Below are 17,152 nucleotides of genomic sequence, written 5' to 3' on the forward strand. Positions count from 1 at the left end.
ACCGACCGGGAGGAACGGGTGCGGCGTGATTGCGGGTGGACGGGGCACGCGGTCCAGCAGAAGCGGAGAAGAGCGAAGATTCCCACCGACCCCGGAGCCCTTGATGGTCATCGCCGTTGTCATCGCCGCATGTGTTCTCCTGGCCGTGCTGGCCTTCCTCCTGCCGCGCCTTTCCCGGCATCCGCAGAACGGTGCCCAGCGTGGTCTCGGGGCCGGCTCGCGGGCCGGGTCCAAGGCGCCCGGGGTCCTGGGACGGCTGCTGAGCAAACCCTTCAGCTCCAGCTCCCGCGCGGTCGGCCGCAGCGGCTCCGCCGGCCGCCGGGCGCGAGGCCGCCTTCCGTTCTGAGGGGTGGCGGCCGTCGCAACGGTCACCGGCGTCGGCACATGAGGATGATCAGGAGATTGGTGATGTCGGAGCACGACGACAAGACCCGGCCGGACGAGGACGAGGAGATCCGGGTCGAGGCAGAGCTGCTCGACGGCCTGCGTGTGGACGAACGCCGGCCGGAGAAGCCGATCCTCCTGGACGCCGACGGAAGTCCGGTGGACACGTGGCTGGAGAACTACCCGTACGACCGGAAGGTGAAGAGGTCCGAGTACGAGAGGACCAAGCGCGTTCTGCAGGTCGAGCTGCTGAAGATGCAGCGCTGGGTGAAGGAGACCGGCCAGCGGGTGGTCGTGCTCTGCGAGGGCCGTGACGCGGCCGGCAAAGGTGGCACGATCCAGCGGTTCACCGAGCGGCTCAACCCGCGAGGCGCCCGCGTCGTGGCGCTGGAGAAGCCGACCGAGAGGGAAGCGGGTCAGTGGTACTTCCAGCGCTACGTGGCGCATCTGCCCTCCCGCGGTGAGATCGTCTTCTTCGACAGGTCCTGGTACAACCGGGCCGGAGTCGAGCGAGTGATGGGCTTTTGCACCGAGGCGGAGTACCGCACCTTCCTGGAGCAGGCCCCGCTGTTCGAGGAGATGCTGACCCGGGACGGCATCCTGCTGGTGAAGTTCTGGTTCTCGGTGTCCCAGGCCGAGCAGCGGACCCGTTTCGCGATCCGCACGGTCGACCCCGTACGCCGCTGGAAGCTCTCCCCGACGGACCTCGCCTCGCTCGACCTGTGGGACGAGTACACCGCGGCCAAGGTCGAAATGTTCCGGGCGACGGACACGCCCCACGCCCCGTGGACCGTGGTGAAGAACAACGACAAACGCCGCGGCCGGCTGGAAGCGATGCGCAGCCTCCTGGACCGCTGCGACTATCCGACCAAGGATCACACGGCCGTGGGCAAGCCCGACCCCCTGATCGTGGGCGCCGCGGACACGCTGCTGGAAGCCGGTGAGGAACCCACCGATCTCTCCCCGACCCCCCTGACCGGGTACGACCGCGGTCCCGGCAACCACCCGGCCAGAGCGGACGACGAGCAGCGCTGAGCCACGGCGTCGGGCTTACCGGCCGCGCTCCCACCGGACCGAAGACCGCGCTCCCACCGGACCGAAGACCTACGGCCCTTCCCTGGCAGGCATCGTGCCGCTACCTGGGTGATCCGTTTTCATGCCGGGCCTGCCAGTCCTTGACGGCCGCTGCCAGGTGTTCTTGAAGGCGTGGCCGCGCAAGGCGCGCTCTGGCGGGGCGCCCCCCGCTTCGACGGCCGGCCATCCCGAGGAGACCGCGCGACCGTGACCGATCTCGCGGCACCCCAGCGGCCAATACTTGGCTAGCCACATATTTGCTGTACGGTAGTTATGTGTCCAGCCACCTAAATGGGTGGGGCACGGGAGGAGTCGTCATGAAGGCCATCCTGTTCGACCGTTTCGGCGGCACGGAAGTGCTGCACGAGGCGGACATTGAGGTCCCGCAGCCCGGCCCCGGGCAGATTCGCGTCCGCGTCAAGGCGGCCGGGCTGAACGCGCTGGACGGCAAGATCCGCTCCGGGGCCCTGGAGGCCGCGTTCCCCACGCCGCTCCCCGCCGTCCCCGGTGCCGAGCTCGCCGGCGTGGTGGACGCCCTGGGTGAGGGCGTGCAGGACGTGAAGGTGGGCGATGAGGTGCTGGGCTGGTCCGACACCGGCTCGTACGCCCAGTACGCGCTGGCCACCACCGTGGCCCCCAAGCCCGCGGGCCTCGACTGGCAGCACGCGGTCGCGCTACCGGTGGCCGCCGAGACGGCCGAGCGGGTCCTGGACCTGCTCGGCGTCACCGCGGGGGAGACCGTACTGATGCACGGCGCGGCCGGAGCGGTCGGCACCCTGGCGGTCCAGCTGGCCACGGCCCGCAGAGCGCGTGTCATCGCCACCGCCGGCCCCGCCAACCAGGACTACCTCACCTCGCTCGGCGCCACCGCGACCCTCTACGGCGAGGGCCTGGTCGAGCGGGTCCGGGCGCTCGCCCCCGACGGCGTCGACGCGGTGTTCGACCTGGCCGGGAAGGGAGCCCTCGAGGACTCCATCGCCCTGCGCGGCGGCACCGAACGCATCGTCACCATCGCCGACTTCCGCGCACACCAGCTCGGCATCACCTTCTCCACCGGTGGCCGGGAACGCTCGGCCGCCCGCCTGGCCGCCCTGGCGCAGGACGCCGCGACCGGCAAGCTCGTCACCACCGTCACCGCCTACCCACTCGCCCAGGCCGCCAAGGCCCAGCAGGTCAGCGACGCCGGGCATGTCCAGGGCAAGCTCGTCCTCACCCTCGACTGATCACGCCCGCCCTTCCCTCTTGTTCTGCCATGTCCTGCTCATCACCTGACCATCACCGCACCGAAGGACCACTCATGCTGAACGCCCTGTGGACACCGACCACCGTCGGCGACATCTCCCTCCCGCACCGCCTGGTCATGGCCCCCATGACCCGCGACCGCTCCACCCCCGAAGGCGTACCGAGCGAGCTGAACGCCGAGTACTACGCCCAGCGGGCCTCGCACGCGCTCATCATCACCGAGGGAACCCAGCCCAACGCCGACGGCCAGGGCTACCTCCTCACCCCCGGCATCCACAACGACGAGCAGATCGCCGGGTGGCGCAAGGTCACCGACGCCGTGCACGCGGCCGACGGCCGGATCGTCATCCAGCTGATGCACACCGGGCGCATCGCCCACCCCGACAACACCCCCCACGGGCGCCGGCCGGTCGCCCCTTCGGCCATCCGGCCGCAGGGCGCGATGTTCACCGCGTCCGGGCCCCAGGAGATGCCGACGCCCCGTGCGCTGTCGACGCAGGAGGTCGTGGCGACCGTCGACGACTTCCGCCGCGCCGCGGCGGCCGCCGTCGCGGCAGGCGCCGACGGCGTGGAGATCCACGGCGCCAACGGCTACCTCGTGCACCAGTTCCTCGCCGACAACACCAACCAGCGCACCGACCAGTACGGCGGCTCCATCGACAACCGCATCCGCTTCGCCGTCGAGGTCGCCACCGCTGTGGCCGACGAGATCGGCGCCGACCGCACCGGCCTGCGCATCTCGCCCGGCAACCCTTACAACGACATCGCCGAGTCCGACACCGCCGAGCTGTACCCGGCACTCCTGCGCGCCCTCAGCCCGCTCGGCCTCGCCTACCTGCACATCCTCCACGCGGGCGACGAGGAGCTGCTGAGCACCCTGCGCACGCTGTGGCCGACCACGCTGATCCTCAACCGGGCCGGCACCGACCTGCCCACCCGCGCCAAGGACGTCGACAACGGCACGGCCGACCTCGTCTCCGTCGGCGCCCTCGCGCTCGCCAACCCGGACCTGGTCGAGCGGCTACGCTCTGACGCGCCGCTGAACACCCCCGACCCGGCGACCTTCTACGGCGGCGGAGTGGCCGGCTACACCGACTACCCCACCCACACCGTCTGAGGAACCGATGCCCGCCCCCACACACCGCACCCCCTCCACGGCCGGCGACGGGCCGATGAGCTACGCGATCTTCCAGCTCGCCCGCGCCCACCGTGCCCGCGCCGCCGCCATGCTCCGCGAGATGGATCTGCATCCCGGACAGGAACTGCTGCTGATGCAACTCCTGGACCGGGACGGCCAGACCCAGTCCGAACTGCTCGAAAGCGTCGGCCTGGACCACTCCACCGTCTCCAAGTCCCTGCGTCGCATGCAGGACGCCGGCCTGCTCGTGCGCGAGCCGGCCGAACACGACAGGCGCGTCATGGTCGTCCATCTCACCGACAAGGGCCGTGCCCTGCGGGAGCCCATCGCCGCCATGTGGCGAGCCCTGGAGGAGACCTCCGCGCGGGACCTGTCGGCGCAGCAGGCAGAGTCCTTCGTCCGCATCGCCTACGCCATCGCCGACGCGATCAACAGCAGCGCTCTTCCGCAGGAAGAATCCGAGTAACTCACCTCGGCGTGCACCCGGTTCCGGCCTGGAGTGCGAATCGTTTCCAGCGTTCCAGCGAAGTGGCGGAGCGGCAGAGCAACTCGGCTCACGAAGGCCCGTGCTGAACGGATCCAGCCTCCCCAACTGCCGGAAGACGCCCGGTGAGCTGAGCCGGCCGATGTGCCGGGACCCCCGCTCACCCCCGTACTCACCCCCGTACGTCAGGGAGAACGGGGATGAGCGGAACCTCAACGTCCGGGGCAAGCGCGAGCCGTCCCAGTGCAGGCAGCAACACCTCTCCCACGGGGATGTCGAACCCTTCACCGTGGTCGGCCGACCGCACGTCGAGGGCGGCCGCATCACCCGCGTCACCGTCGACCTCCACAAGCTCCCGCAGGCCGCCGACGACCCGAGCCACGGATCCGCCCATCACGGGCCCGCCCCTTGAGTAACCCGGGCCGACGGCGTCCACGCCGACGGCCACCCAACCCCCCACCCCTGACCTGATGGAAAGTGAGACTTCCGTGACCACCACTCTCCCCGTCCTTGTCGTCGGCGCGACCGGCTCCCTCGGCGGCAAGGTCGTCGACGAACTGCTGGGGCGCGGCAAGAACGTCCGCGCCCTGGTCCGGCCGACCAGCGACGCGAGCAGGCTCGAAAAGCGGGGCGTCGAGATCGCCCGCGGCGACATGCTCGACCTCGACTCGCTCGTGGCCGCAATGAACGGCGCCGATGCCGTCGTCACCACCGCCGCCGGCTACACCCGCGGCGGCAAGAACGCGCACGACATCGACACCGTCGGCAACGCCAACCTCGCCGAGGCCGCCCACCGCACCGGCATCCGGCGGTTCGTCCTGACCAGCATCCTCACCAGCGACCAGACGCCCCACGTCCCGCACTTCTGGCACAAGAAGCTCGCCGAGGACAAGCTCGAACAGCTCGGCGTCCCGTTCCTCGCACTGCGCCCGGGAGCCTTCCTCGACCAGATCGCGACCATGGCGGGCAACCCGATCGACAAGGGCCGCCTGACGTGGATCGGCAAGACCACCGTCCCGCTGACCTTCGTCCACACCTCCGATCTCGCGGCGTACCTGGCGGCCGCCGTCGACGCCGAGGCAGACAACGGTGAGCGCATCGACATCGGCTGGGACCGTCCGGTCAGCATGCGCGAGATGGCCGACCTGATGGGCAACCGAGCCGGAAAGAAAATCAAGGTGTGGGCCGTCCCGTCCGCCGTCGCCCGCGCCGCAGGTGGCGTCGCCGGTCGCTTCATGCCCCTGGTCAAGGACATGGCTGCGATGTTCGGCTGGTTCGACAGCGGCCGCTACGTCGCCGACCCTCACCGTCAGGAGCAACTGTTCGGCCCCGTCCCCACCGCCGAGGACGCCCTCGCCCGGTACACCGACGAGCTGGGCACGGCGCAGCACCGGTGACGGGCCCGCATCCCGGTCGCCCCCGGGCGGGGGCCAACCGATGGGTGGAAAACCGCTGTGTCAGATCACCACACGTTCTCACCCCCGGATTGGAACCCTTTGGCCCGGCTGCAGCCGCGGCTTCACCTGAACTGGCGATACCACGACACCTGTTGCTCCTGTTGCACGGCTCAGCGTCAACGGACCCGGCGCTGAGCCGCATGGAGCCCTATCGGCTAGCCTCGCGCCACGGTCGCTCCCGCAGCGAACTCCTGGTCAGCAGGTGTGACGACGCTTTGCGCACCTGCCGCTCTCCGAGCTGCCGGCGCGGGCGACAGCTCGTCGGCACCTCGATAGCGCCAGTGGATTGGGGCGGGTTTCGGCGCGCCCTGCATCAACCGAGCGAAGTCCCGCGCATGCTGACGCGTCGCCCGGTCCCGGTCCACCTCCCCACCCGGCCAGGAATCTCCACCACCGCGGCCAGTCCACCCCATACGAACGGATCGTCGTCGCCGGACGCGGGCACGCCTGGAGCTCGGCGAAGCATGCCCGCGGGAGCAACAACCGCTCCCTCGGAGTCGAGCAGGCCGGTGGGCTGGAAGACGCGAAGCGAGACGGGGGGTGCGTCCTTGGGCCCGGGCACGACGATCCGCTGAACGGTGACGCCCGGTCCTGATCGGTCGCGCGCCACTTCTCGCTCCGCACGATGCGCGATGGTCCTCGTTTTTTCCCCTCGTGGGGTGGCCGGTGCCGAGAGTGACGCAGCTTCTGATCGGTGCGCGGACGGCGTCTCAGTTGTGCTGCTCGGCGTCCAGGAGTGCGAGGGCGTTGCGGATGCCCTGTTCGAGGAGTTGGCCGGCGAGTTGCCGGTCGGTGAGGGCGCGGGAGAGTTGCAGGGTGCCGGCCATCATGGCGAGGAGGCTGAGTGCCTTCACGTGTGCGGAGGACGGGTCCGCGGGCGCCATGCGTTCGGCGATGCCCTCGACGAGGATCAGTACACCGTCGGTGTACGCCTGCCTGGTCGTCTCGGTGCAGCGCCCGATTTCGTCGAGCAGGGCGGCGTTGGGGCAGCCGTCGGCGAGCCTTTCGCGGTGCTGGGGTGAAAGGTACCCCCGCACGATCTGTTCGAGTCCGGCACGGCCGGGTTCGGCCAGCGCGACGACACTCTCGGCCTGCACCTTCAACTGGTCGGCGATTGCCGTGGTGACGAGGTCGTCCTTGGATGCGAAGTGAGCGTAGAAGGCGCCGTTGGTCAGCCCCGCGTCCTTCATGAGCGTCGAGACGCCGGAGCCGTCGATACCGTCCTGCTTGAACCGGCGGCCCGCCGTCTCGATGATCCGTCGCCTGGTCTCCGCCTTGTGCTCTTTGCCGTACCGCACCATGCCACACGCTCCTTCGCCGGCCCGGCAGGACCGGTTGCCCTTCACCGACTCAGCCAGCCTATTGTATTGCAAACGTAATCCAAAGGGTCGGCAGTGGCGACGCGCGAGCGAGTGTGGGGCTTTCGTCGGTGAGGGCTGGCCATCCCGCACTCGACGGCGGATCTTCGCATCAGGTGTGCTCTTCGGCGTCTATCAGGGCGAGGGCGTTGCGCATGCCCTGTTCGAGGAGTCGGTCGGCGAGTTGCCGGTCGGTCAGGGCGCGGGAGAGTTGCAGGGTGCCGGCCATCATGCCGAGGAGGCTGAGTGATTTCAGGCGGGCCGAGGGCGGGTCGTGGGGTGTCAGACGGGCGGCGAAGCCGCCTGTGGACGCCGTCGATCAGCGCGATGAAGTCGCGCTCGCCCATGCTGCGGCGCTTGCCTTTGCCCGTGGGGTGGACGCGCAGGCGGTGGCACAGCCGGTGCGGGAGCCGGGCCGCATCGCGATCAGCCCGGCCACCGACAGCCGCCCCGAGTGTCGCCCGCTGACCGCCACTTCCGGAGTCACGCTACGCCGGCCCCGGGTCCGTCCTATGGGCGGCCGTCGGGTGAAGCCTGCCTCGTCTCGAAACAGACGTAGCCTCCGTGAGCCGCCCGGGCTCTCTCGCCTCGGTCCAGGTCGCCTCCTTCCGCGCGGGGACCTGCGGGCTGAAGCGGAGTCGGTGCATCAGCCTCGTCGCCCCGGAGACGCTGTAATGGGGTGACAGGTTATGAGGGCGTCGACACCGACCTCAGCCCGATCGCCTACGAAACAGCGTCCCGAACAACAGCAACTACGCTGACGCCAGCGGGATTGACCTATGTCCGGGATTCGAGGGCCAAGGCCCGTCGCTACTTGAGCTCATCGGCCGTGTAGTAACCGTCCCGGATCAGAACGTCATAGTTGGTCTTGTCGAGGCTCTGCGGTTGCAGCAAGTAGGCGGGCACGTCCTTGACGCCGTTGTTGTAGTCGCGTCTGTTGTTGATCCGCGGAAGCCGGCCCTTGAGTATGTCGTCGACCATGTCTGCGGCGGCCCCGGCGAGTTCGCGGACGTCCTTGTAGACGGTCTCCGACTGCTGACCCGCGATGATCGACTTCACCGAGGCAGGCTCGGCGTCCTGACCGGTGATGACCGGGAGCCCGCTGCCGGAGCCGTAGCCGTTGGACTTCAGCGCGGACAGGACGCCCCTCGAGATACCGTCATAGGGCGACAGGACCGCGTCGACCTTCTTGCTGTGGTACCAGGTGGCGAGGATGCCGCGCATACGTTTTTCCGCGGTGGGCCCGTCCCAGCGCAACGTGGTGATCTGGCTGAGCTCGGTCTGACCCGACGGAACGACCAACTGCTTGCTGTCCAGGAACGGCTGCAATCGCGCCATCGAACCTTCGAAGAAATACTTGGTGTTGTTGTCGTCGGGGGAGCCGGCAAACAGCTCGATGTTGAAGGGGCCCTTGCCGCCCTCCAGTCCGAGCTTCTTGATGATGTGGGAAGCCTGCATCCGGCCGACCATCTCGTTGTCGAAGGAGACGTAGTAGTCGACGTTCTTGGTGCCGAGGATGAGCCGGTCGTAGGAGATCACCGGAATGTGCGCGGCGGCGGCCTGTTGGAGCACGCCGTTCAGCGACTTGGCGTCGATGGCCGCGATGATCAGTGCGTCCACGCCCTGCTTGATCAGGTTCTCGATCTGGGAGACCTGGGCTTTCGGGTCGTCGTCGCCGTAGACCAGCTTGGCCTTGTACCCCTGGCCCTTCAGGTCCTTGACGATGCTCCTGCCGTCGGTGAGCCAGCGGTCGGAGGACCGGGTCGGCATGGCGACGCCGACGGTACCGCCCTCGGACGTGCCCTCGGAGGTGCGCACGCTGCTCTGCCCGCAGGCGGACACGGTGAGCGCGAGAGAGGCGGCTCCGGCGAGGGAGGCGAGGGCGGTTCTTCGGTTGAGCATGGTGATCGTTCCTTGTCCTTCTCATCGTTGAGGAATTGCGGCGGACCAGACGTCGAGGGGGAAGCGGTGGAATGAGCCGGGCGCTCGGCAGGCAGGTCGAGAGCGAGTCGGAGCGATGCTGCGCCCGGGCGCTGTGGCAGGGGCAGGCGTCGCGGACGAGTCCCGTACGGGTAGATCCCCGGGCGGACCGGACTTCGGACTGAGCGGTGCACCGGGTCGGATCAGTTTCGGCGCCCTCGCCGATCCGCACGCAGCAGCCGAGGTCGTCAGGGTCTTGGTGCACGGGTTTCAAGGCGAGCGAGTAACCGGCGGACCTCGCTCCCACGGTTGCGGTCAGGCCGCCCGGCACGTTGATCGAGTCGGTGCTCAGACGCCTCGGCATCCCGCACATCGCCGATCAGTGCGTTGCTACGGCCCGGCATCGCCGACTCTCGTACTCCCTTTGCCGGCGTGCTCTGTGCCTACGTCGGGCTGCGCCACGGCGTTCCGGCCACATGCGTGCTGATTCCGGGGGTGCACAGGGCAATCGCCTTTCGCGTGTTCGAAATATCGCCAAGCGTTCGGAAGTTGGCGTGACAGTAAGGGGCCGTGTACAGGGTGTCAACGGGGTGAACTGGAACGGTTACAGAGAGACGTTTAGAACCCAGGCATCTCCATGCCGTTCGGCTGTGGGCGGGCGCGCTGGTGGCATCGGTCAGGTGTCAGCAGGGCGGGGGTGCTGAGTGCCTGTTCCAGGAGCTCGTTTGTAGGCGGTTCGCCTGACGACCTGCGCAGGCACGGCCCGTCCGTCGGCGGCGGTCGCACCCGAGGGGGAGCGGGGGTACGCCTGTCACCACGGACGGCCTGACCGCCGCTGGAGCTTCGAGTTGGACCGGGGGCCGGAGGAGAAGAGCGCGGGACGCTCGGGGGCTTCGCACGCGATGCCGGTCAGCGAGACGGTCATCGCGATGATCCGCCCCAAGCCCGACCTCCACCTGCTGGCCGGTGAGCCGGCCGAAGCCATTGCGGCCGCCCAGGCCTTCGTCGAGGCGCCTGACGGGATTGGCGCCATCACCTCCTGCGCCACCGAGGTCGCCCTCCCGGGTCGTGCAGCCGGTGGGCGACCCGGGTGGCCTCGTCGGCCAGGTCGTCGTCGAAGCCGACGATCATCTCCAGCTCGGCGATCGTCTCGTCGTCGCCGTCGATCGCCCGCAGCGTATGAGGCATTGCGCGGGCAGCGTCCGCGATGATGAACGCGTCCCTTGCGTCCGTTTTCGCCTCACCAGGGTAGAGCTCGGCGATCCGCCGCATCGTCAGCCCGGGCAGGTGAGCGACCGTAAGAGCTCGCCGAGCTTGGGTTCGGTGTTGGGCAGGCGCTTGTCGAACGCCTTCTTCCCGCCGGGCTGACGGCAGTGGCGTGGTGCTCGCCGTCGCCGACGTCCAGGCCGCGGAAGACGTGGATGTCGCCGGTGTCGATCACATGCAAGCCCCTCCATCACGCTTTCGTCCGGCCTTGCCAGGGCACCGAGTTGCCACATCCACGTTACGGAGAGCCTTTTCGGCTCGGGTGATGCCGGTGCTCAAGCCCCTCATCAGCGGTCTGTCGATGCCTCCGGGCCCGGTGACCCAACCCCCGGATCGTCAACCGCAACAAGGGGGAGAAGTCATGCCGGACCCGAAGGTCGGAGGCCCCATTGCGGAGCCGCGAGAAAGGCAACGGGGGGCGAGGTGATGGCCCATCAAGGCGAAGAGGACGGCCGTGAGCAGCCGTACGGCATTGCGTCTCAACGGGTTTCTCCCGATCCCGGGGTGCGGGGTGCGGGGTGCGGAGGCAGGTCAGGTCGTGGGGACGAGGCGCCACTGCTGGCAATTGTTGTTCAGCCAGGTCCACAGCCGTACGTCGGCCCCGTTCGTGGTGCCGCAGTTCGCGACGTCGGCGACCTTGCCGCTGTTCTCGTTCACGATCCGCACGTAGTCACCGGTGGCCGTGTAGGCCAGACGGAACTTCTGGCAGTTGTTGTTCAGCCAGGACCACTGGGCGATGTCCGTGCCGTCGGCCGTCGCGCAGCCCGCGGTGTCCGCGACCTTGCCGGTCGCGACGTTGACCAGTCGGCTGGTGTCGTTGCCGAGGTCCTCGACGCGCCACTTCTGGTTGGCGCCGCCGTTGCAGCTCCACTGGAAGATGTTGGTGCCGTCCAAGGTGTTGCCGCCCTCGACGTCCAGGCACTTGCCGCTGTTGCGGTTCACCAGGGTGTACGCGGTCGGGGTCGTCGCCGTTTCGCCCGAGGGGCCGGGCAGTGTCGTGCCGAGCGCCACCGGGGTGCCGAAGTTCGGCGTGCCGTCAGCGTTCCAGGTGAACTTCTGCGCCCGCGTCGTACGGCCGTTGCCGCAGCCGCCGGTCGCGGAGTCGTTGGCGTGGTAGACGATCCAGTTCTCGGTGCCGTCCGGAGAGGTGAAGAAGCCGTTGTGGCCGGGGCCGTAGACACCTGCCGCGTCGTCGCGCTGGAAGACCGGCGTGGACTTCTTCGTCCAGGAGGCGGGGTTCAGCGGGTCGGTGCCGGTCAGTTCAAGCTGGCCCAGCTTGTAGTCCGCGGTCTTGCAGTGACTCGCGGAGAAGGTGAGGAACGTGCGGCCGTCGTGGTACAGGGGTTCGGGGCCCTCGTTGACCGCGCCGCCCGAGGTCTCCCAGCTCGCGGTGGGGCTGGAGATGATGGTGAAGGTGCTGCTGGCCAGTGTGTACGGGTTGCTCATCGGCGCGATGACCAGGCTCTGCGTACTGCCGTTGATGAAGCCGCTGCCGATCAGGTACAGGTTGTTGTTGTTCTGCAGGACTGTGGCGTCGATGAGCCAGCCGCCAGGGGTGAGGTTGGAGCCGCTGAGCTGGTTCTTGTAGGTGTACGGGCCCATCGGATCGGTTCCGGCACTCTCCAGGACGTGGGTGCGTTGGGAGCCGCAGCAGGCGACACCGCTCTGTCCCGCGGAGTAGTACAGGTACCAGTGGCCGTCGAGGAAGTGGATCTCCGGCGCCCAGATGTTGGTGTTGCGGGTGGAGGTGGTGTCACTCCAGATCTGGACACTGGCGGCGGTGGAGAGCCCGGCCAGGGTCGGCGACTTCCGCATGGTCAGCACGCCGGTGAAGGACGTGGTGACCAGGTAATAGTTGCCGTTGTAGTACTCGAGCCAGGGGTCGGCTCCCTTCTGCGACTTGATGGGGTTGGTGTACGGGCGGCCCTCGGCGGCGGTGGCCGGGGTCGTCGCCGCCACCATGGCGATCAGTACGGCGAGCACGCACAGAATCAGGGATCTGACGGGGGGCTGCTCTGACATCTTCGGCATGCGGGACCGTCCTGTCCGTAATTTCGAACACAGTTCGTAAATTCGGTCAGAAGATAAGCGGGGTCCAAGGTTCCGTCAACGCTCTCGTCACACGCGCTTTACCTGTGCGAATCCGTCCCGCGTGCCAGGCGTGACGGAGCCGCTCACCGGCTGGCTCTCACCTCAGCCTGATGGAGCAGTCCGACGTGCTCCTCAAGCACCGGTTTCAAGGCGGGAGTTGAGGGGTGCGCGCGGGGCGGGCCGAGGCCGCCTCCTCGACTGGCTGTGGCCGGGACTGCTGTGCGGGGGACCGTGGGCCCCTGCGTGAGCGAGGAGAGGCCATGACAACACTCGAGAACCGGCCGAACACCGCACTTCTTGTCGTCGACGTGCACCAAGGCGTCGTCGAGGAGGCTCACGGGCACGACGCGGTCGTCGCGAACATTGGCTGTTGGTCGCGAAGGCGCGGCGGGAAGGGGGCCACGTCGTCTGGGCCCAGCACTCCGACGAGGGGCTGACCCGGGGCAGCGACGACTGGCGGATCGTCCGCGAGCTCACCGTGGGCGATGCCGAGCCGCTCGTCGAGACGGGACGCCGAGCTGTTCGAGTTCGTCTTCGGCGAGCTTCTTGTGCGGTGAGGATGCTGGTCAGGGCGAACCGGCGGATGCCGGTGCGGTGGGCGGCCTCGGCGAGGTTGGCGTTGCCGACGGTGTCGATGTCGTGCGCGTTCCTGCCGCCCGCGGGACCGTCGGAGGAGCCGACCCGTACGGCGACCTGCCAGTGCCGACGCGTTGGCGCCGAGTTGCCCGCCCTGTCAGCTCGCTTTGCCGGATCTATTGACTTGCTCTGCTGTCCGTCATTACCGTCTGGCAGAATTTCGAACGACGTTCGGCATTTCGAACGACAAATATCTCGCATGAGTGCCCAATGGAGGACACCTCTATGCGTCATCGCCCCAGACCCAGCACCCGCCTCGTGGCCGCCCTGTGCGGCTCGACGCTGTCCATGGCCCTGTTGACCGGCGGACCCGGGGCGACCCCCGCCCAGGCGGCCGACGACCCCAACGCGGTCGCGCTCGACAAGGACGAGATCCTCGCCGCCAACCAGCTCGACGAGCGGCAGTGGTACAAGGACAACATCCCTTTCCTCGACACCCCCGACAACGACATCGACGATGTCTACTACTACCGGTGGAGCACCTACAAGCGTGCGCTCCGCTACACGGTGCCGGGTACGGGTTATGTGTCGACCGAGTACGACGTGCCGATCGGCTACGCCGGGAACCCGTACACCGCGCTCCCGGACGCGGCCGGCTACCACCTGCTGGACGGGCGCTGGCTGCGCAACCGGGACTACGCCGGTGACTACCTGGACTTCTGGCTGCACGGGGCAGGCAACTCGGGCGCCCGCAACTTCAGCGAGTGGATCACGAGCGCCGCGTACCAGCGTTATCTCGTCACGGGCGACGCCGCCCAGATCAAGTCCGCGCTCCCTCACCTCATCGCGCTGTACAAGCGCTGGGACTCGAACTTCAACGCCGACGTCACGGTGAACGGCACGCAGTCCACCAGCGACCTGTACCACCAGACCCCGCTGTCCGACGCCACCGAGTACACCGAGACGTCGATGCACAGCAGCGACTGGTTCGGCGGCGGCCGCGGCTACCGGCCCACGATCAACGCGTACATGTTCAGCGCCGCCCAGGCCATCAGCAAGATCGCCGCGCTGAACGGCGACACGGCGACTGCGAACGATTACGACGCCAAGGCCGCGCAGCTCAAGTCGGCCGTGCAGAACTCGCTGTGGGACCCGCAGCGCAACTTCTTCATGCAGGTCTACAACACGGACACCACCAACGGCACCCTGAAGCAGACCAGGACGACCTGGCGGGAGCTGATGGGCTACGCCCCGTGGGCGTTCAACCTGCCCGACGCGCAGTACTCGTCGGCGTGGAAGTACCTGACCGACTCCAAGCGGTTCAAGGCGCCGTTCGGACCCACGACGCTGGAGCGGGTGCACGACTTCGAGGCGGAGCAGGCCACCCGCAACCACGCCAACCTGTTCAGTTCGTCGACCGCCTCCAACGGGCAGTACGTCGGGCAGATCGACTTCGACGACAGCTACGTCACCTTCACCGTGGACGCGCCCGGCGCCGGGACGTACCCCGTGACCGTGTACTACGCGAACGGCACCAGCGGCACGTCGACCCACAAGCTCATCGTGAACGACGCCACCGCCAACCCGATCACGGTCAGCTACGCGCCCACCGGGGCCTGGCAGAAGTTCTCGGAGTCGCAGGCCGTCACCGTGCAGGTCCCGATGAAGGCCGGCGCCAACACGCTGAAGTTCGCCAAGGGCACCGGCTTCGCCGAGCTCGACCGGATCACGGCGAACCCGTACTTCGACTACCAGGCGATCCCCGCCACGCAGCAGCGTGACGACGCCAACTGCTGCCACTGGAACGGCCCGAGCTGGCCGTTCCAGACGAGCCAGGTCCTGACCGGCATGGCGAACCTGCTCCAGGACTATCCGGCGCAGAGCTACGTCACCAAGGCGGACTACCAGACGATGCTGGCGCAGTTCGCCGACCTCCAGCACAAGGACGGCAAGCCCTACATCGCCGAGGCCGCCGACGGCGACACCGGGGCGTGGATCTACGACGGCTTCAACTTCAGCGAGAACTACAACCACTCCAGCTTCAACGACCTGGTGCTCACCGGTCTGCTGGGCATCAAGCCGCAGGCGAACAACACGCTGGTGCTGAAGCCGCTCGTCCCGTCGACGTGGGACTACTTCGCGGTGGAGTCCCTGCCTTACCACGGACACACCTACTCGATCCGCTGGGACCGTGACGGCACGCACTACGGCAAGGGGAGCGGTCTGCAGATCTTCCAGGACGGCCAGCGCATCCAGCAGTCGTCGACGCTCGCCAACACCACCGTGAACGTGGCAGCCCCCGTCACCCCGGCACCGGCCACCCGGCTGATGAACGTGGCGGCCAACCCGCTGACCGCCGAGCAGGACTGGCTCGGCCGGACCATCACCCAGCCCTACCCGAAGGCCTTCGCCTCCTACACCAACACCGTCTCCAACGGTCCGCACTGCCACAGCGGGCAGGCCTGCAAGCCCACCACCTTCGACGCCCCGCTGCGGGCCACCGACGGCTGGATCCGCTACGACAAGATCCCCGACGACCGGTGGACCAACTCCGGCTCGCCGAACGCCACCGACCACCTCGGCGTCGACTTCGGCGCACCGCGGAAGATCAACGAGGTGAAGTTCTACACCTACGACGACGGCGCGAACATCCGCGTCCCGGCGAGCTACACCGTCCAGTACCTCAGCAACGGCTCGTGGGTGACTGTCCCGAACCAGACCAAGAGCCCTGCCACCCCGGTCGCCGACGACGCCAACGAGGTGACCTTCCCGACGATCACGACCTCCCAGTTCCGGGTCGTCTTCACCCCTCAGGCCGGCAAGTTCGTCGGCGTCACCGAGCTGGAGTCCTGGTACCCGGAGACACCGGCCGTGAAGATCGTCAACAAGAACAGCAATCTGGAGCTCGGCATCTCCGGCTCCTCGATCGCCGCAGGAGGCGCCGCCCAGCAGCAGACGGCCGACGCCACGGCCAACCACCAGTGGAAGATCGTTCCCGCCGAGAACGGCTACTACAAGATCTTCAACGCCAACAGCGGGCAGGTGCTCGGCATCAAGGACGCCTCCAAGACGGCCGGCGCCACCGCACTGCAGTGGGGTGACACGCTCACCGCCGATCACCTCTGGTCCGTGGTGGACGCGGGCGGCGGCTACTGCAAGATCATCAACAAGAACAGCGGCATGGCCCTGGGCATCCAGGACATGTCCACCGCAACCGCGGCGCAGGCCGTGCAGTGGGACGACAACGGCACCGCCGACCACCTGTGGCGCATCGCCGCAGCCGACGGATCCACACCGTTCAACTCCTGACCGCCCGTCCACCGCGGTACGGCCGTCGGCCGGGGTCCGGAATTCCGGGTCCCGGCCGGCGCTGTCGGTATTGGGGTAGATAGTCAACAATACGAATAGGTGTGGTGGAGGCTGGAGTGCCTGTTATGGCTTGTCCATAGGAGAGAAATGACTGTTAGTCACCTTGTTGATTAATCTGTTAGCGTTTATCCATGGCTTTGCGGAACGCGGTGATGGCCGCGCTGTTGAGGGGCGAGGCGTCCGGGTACGACCTCGCGAAGGCGTTCGATGCCACGGTGGCCAACTTCTGGATGTCGACGCCCCAGCAGCTTTACCGGGAGCTGGAGCGCATGGAGGCGGAAGGACTCGTCACCGCCCGCGTCGTGGAGCAGAAGCGCCGCCCCAACAAGCGGCTGTTCTCCTTGACGGAGGCCGGGCGGAAGGCCGTCCACGCCTACACCGCCGAGCCCTTGGGCAAACCGGCGGTGGTCCGGGACGAGTTGCTTGTCAAGGTGCAGTGCGTGGACGTGGGCGACATGGAAGCGGTCCGGACTGCCATCGCGGAGCGCATGCAGTGGGCCACCGCCAAGCTGGCCGGCTACGAGAGACTCCGGCAGCGCCTGCTCGACGGGCGCTCTGAGGAGGCGTACTTCGCCGAGGCCGAGCACATCGGCCCGTACCTCACCCTGCTGCGTGGGATGTCGTTCGAGCGGGAGAACCTCCAGTGGGGGGACATGGCGCTGCGCAGGCTCGAACAGCGCACAGCGGCACTGCGGGCCGACGGCTGACCGCGACGATCCCACCTGCACGATCGGCAAGAAGAGGGGGTGGGGCGATCATGCCCGACTCCACCCCTCACCCGTCGTCGGACTAT

14 protein-coding genes and 2 pseudogenes are annotated in these 17,152 nt (G+C 68.0%); 8 read left to right on the plus strand and 8 right to left on the minus strand.

Translation table 11 applies throughout. The features are described 5' to 3' along the window. Nucleotides 1-103 precede the first annotated feature (103 nt). The 5 genes from ABZ098_RS38300 to ABZ098_RS38320 all read left to right on the plus strand — a co-directional run bounded on the left by ABZ098_RS38300 (nt 104) and on the right by ABZ098_RS38320 (nt 4,304). Nucleotides 104-346: a DUF6411 family protein gene (locus ABZ098_RS38300; protein WP_330262247.1), complete on the plus strand. Its 243-nt coding sequence runs from the start codon at nt 104-106 to the stop codon at nt 344-346. A gap of 62 nt (nt 347-408) precedes the next feature. Continuing rightward, a complete protein-coding gene (gene ppk2, locus ABZ098_RS38305; RefSeq protein WP_356598472.1) occupies nt 409-1,419 on the plus strand; it encodes a polyphosphate kinase 2 in 1,011 nt (336 codons plus the stop codon). Nucleotides 1,420-1,775: 356 nt separating this feature from the next. Then, entirely contained in the window at nt 1,776-2,681 is a 906-nt protein-coding gene (locus ABZ098_RS38310; protein WP_356598474.1) for an NADP-dependent oxidoreductase, read from the plus strand. A gap of 74 nt (nt 2,682-2,755) precedes the next feature. Further along, nucleotides 2,756-3,817 carry an alkene reductase gene (locus tag ABZ098_RS38315; RefSeq protein ID WP_356598476.1) on the plus strand — a complete coding sequence of 354 codons (1,062 nt, stop codon included), beginning with the start codon at nt 2,756-2,758 and terminating at the stop codon, nt 3,815-3,817. Nucleotides 3,818-3,824: 7 nt separating this feature from the next. Beyond that, a complete protein-coding gene (locus ABZ098_RS38320; protein ID WP_356598478.1) occupies nt 3,825-4,304 on the plus strand; it encodes a MarR family winged helix-turn-helix transcriptional regulator in 480 nt (159 codons plus the stop codon). A gap of 190 nt (nt 4,305-4,494) precedes the next feature. Here the strand turns inward: ABZ098_RS38320 and ABZ098_RS38325 are convergent, their stop codons facing one another. After that, on the minus strand, nt 4,495-4,821 hold the full coding sequence (locus ABZ098_RS38325; protein WP_356598480.1) for a hypothetical protein: 327 nt from the start codon (nt 4,819-4,821) through the stop codon (nt 4,495-4,497). Here ABZ098_RS38325 and ABZ098_RS38330 point away from each other — a divergent pair. Continuing rightward, on the plus strand, nt 4,811-5,719 hold the full coding sequence (locus tag ABZ098_RS38330) for an SDR family oxidoreductase (RefSeq protein ID WP_356598482.1): 909 nt from the start codon (nt 4,811-4,813) through the stop codon (nt 5,717-5,719). The two genes, ABZ098_RS38325 and ABZ098_RS38330, sit on opposite strands and share 11 nt — an antisense overlap. A 770-nt stretch (nt 5,720-6,489) precedes the next feature. On the opposite strand, the gene ABZ098_RS38335 is transcribed toward ABZ098_RS38330, so the two are convergent. From ABZ098_RS38335 to ABZ098_RS38365, 7 genes and pseudogenes are all read right to left on the minus strand, one after another. Beyond that, nucleotides 6,490-7,080, minus strand: coding sequence for a TetR/AcrR family transcriptional regulator (locus ABZ098_RS38335; protein WP_356598483.1), 591 nt, complete (start codon nt 7,078-7,080; stop codon nt 6,490-6,492). Nucleotides 7,081-7,249: 169 nt separating this feature from the next. After that, nucleotides 7,250-7,432: pseudogene (locus ABZ098_RS38340) on the minus strand (TetR/AcrR family transcriptional regulator); the annotation flags it as partial. Between the two features lie 193 nt (nt 7,433-7,625). Continuing rightward, entirely contained in the window at nt 7,626-7,784 is a 159-nt protein-coding gene (locus ABZ098_RS38345) for a hypothetical protein (RefSeq protein ID WP_356598485.1), read from the minus strand. A 163-nt stretch (nt 7,785-7,947) separates the two neighbouring features. After that, nucleotides 7,948-9,039 (minus strand): multiple monosaccharide ABC transporter substrate-binding protein, encoded by a 1,092-nt coding sequence (gene chvE / locus ABZ098_RS38350; RefSeq protein ID WP_356598487.1) that lies wholly within the window; start codon nt 9,037-9,039, stop codon nt 7,948-7,950. Between the two features lie 829 nt (nt 9,040-9,868). Further along, nucleotides 9,869-10,000, minus strand: coding sequence for a hypothetical protein (locus tag ABZ098_RS38355; RefSeq protein ID WP_356598489.1), 132 nt, complete (start codon nt 9,998-10,000; stop codon nt 9,869-9,871). 128 nt (nt 10,001-10,128) lie between these two features. Next, nucleotides 10,129-10,498, minus strand: a pseudogene (locus tag ABZ098_RS38360) (IS110 family transposase); the annotation flags it as partial. A gap of 356 nt (nt 10,499-10,854) precedes the next feature. Further along, nucleotides 10,855-12,354, minus strand: a complete 1,500-nt coding sequence (locus ABZ098_RS38365) for a family 43 glycosylhydrolase (protein WP_356598491.1) — start codon at nt 12,352-12,354, stop codon at nt 10,855-10,857. A 921-nt stretch (nt 12,355-13,275) separates the two neighbouring features. Here ABZ098_RS38365 and ABZ098_RS38370 point away from each other — a divergent pair. Both ABZ098_RS38370 and ABZ098_RS38375 read left to right on the plus strand, forming a co-directional pair. Next, the gene (locus ABZ098_RS38370) at nt 13,276-16,299 is read left to right on the plus strand and encodes an RICIN domain-containing protein (RefSeq protein WP_356598493.1); all 3,024 of its coding nucleotides are present in this window, start codon (nt 13,276-13,278) and stop codon (nt 16,297-16,299) included. A 191-nt stretch (nt 16,300-16,490) separates the two neighbouring features. After that, nucleotides 16,491-17,066, plus strand: a complete 576-nt coding sequence (locus ABZ098_RS38375; protein ID WP_356598495.1) for a PadR family transcriptional regulator — start codon at nt 16,491-16,493, stop codon at nt 17,064-17,066. Nucleotides 17,067-17,152 lie beyond the last annotated feature (86 nt).

The organism is Streptomyces sp. NPDC006335 (genome assembly GCF_040612795.1).
GTDB lineage: Bacteria > Actinomycetota > Actinomycetes > Streptomycetales > Streptomycetaceae > Streptomyces.

Excerpts from the sequence above, each read along its gene's own strand:
- ABZ098_RS38300 (WP_330262247.1), top strand. The coding sequence starts at position 104 with ATGGTCATCGCCGTTGTCATCGCCGCATGTGTTCTCCTGGCCGTGCTG.
- ppk2 (WP_356598472.1), top strand. The coding sequence starts at position 409 with ATGTCGGAGCACGACGACAAGACCCGGCCGGACGAGGACGAGGAGATC.
- ABZ098_RS38310 (WP_356598474.1), top strand. The coding sequence starts at position 1,776 with ATGAAGGCCATCCTGTTCGACCGTTTCGGCGGCACGGAAGTGCTGCAC.
- ABZ098_RS38315 (WP_356598476.1), top strand. The coding sequence starts at position 2,756 with ATGCTGAACGCCCTGTGGACACCGACCACCGTCGGCGACATCTCCCTC.
- ABZ098_RS38320 (WP_356598478.1), top strand. The coding sequence starts at position 3,825 with ATGCCCGCCCCCACACACCGCACCCCCTCCACGGCCGGCGACGGGCCG.
- ABZ098_RS38335 (WP_356598483.1), bottom strand. The coding sequence starts at position 7,080 with ATGGTGCGGTACGGCAAAGAGCACAAGGCGGAGACCAGGCGACGGATC.
- ABZ098_RS38345 (WP_356598485.1), bottom strand. The coding sequence starts at position 7,784 with ATGCACCGACTCCGCTTCAGCCCGCAGGTCCCCGCGCGGAAGGAGGCG.
- chvE (WP_356598487.1), bottom strand. The coding sequence starts at position 9,039 with ATGCTCAACCGAAGAACCGCCCTCGCCTCCCTCGCCGGAGCCGCCTCT.
- ABZ098_RS38365 (WP_356598491.1), bottom strand. The coding sequence starts at position 12,354 with ATGCCGAAGATGTCAGAGCAGCCCCCCGTCAGATCCCTGATTCTGTGC.
- ABZ098_RS38370 (WP_356598493.1), top strand. The coding sequence starts at position 13,276 with ATGCGTCATCGCCCCAGACCCAGCACCCGCCTCGTGGCCGCCCTGTGC.
- ABZ098_RS38375 (WP_356598495.1), top strand. The coding sequence starts at position 16,491 with ATGGCTTTGCGGAACGCGGTGATGGCCGCGCTGTTGAGGGGCGAGGCG.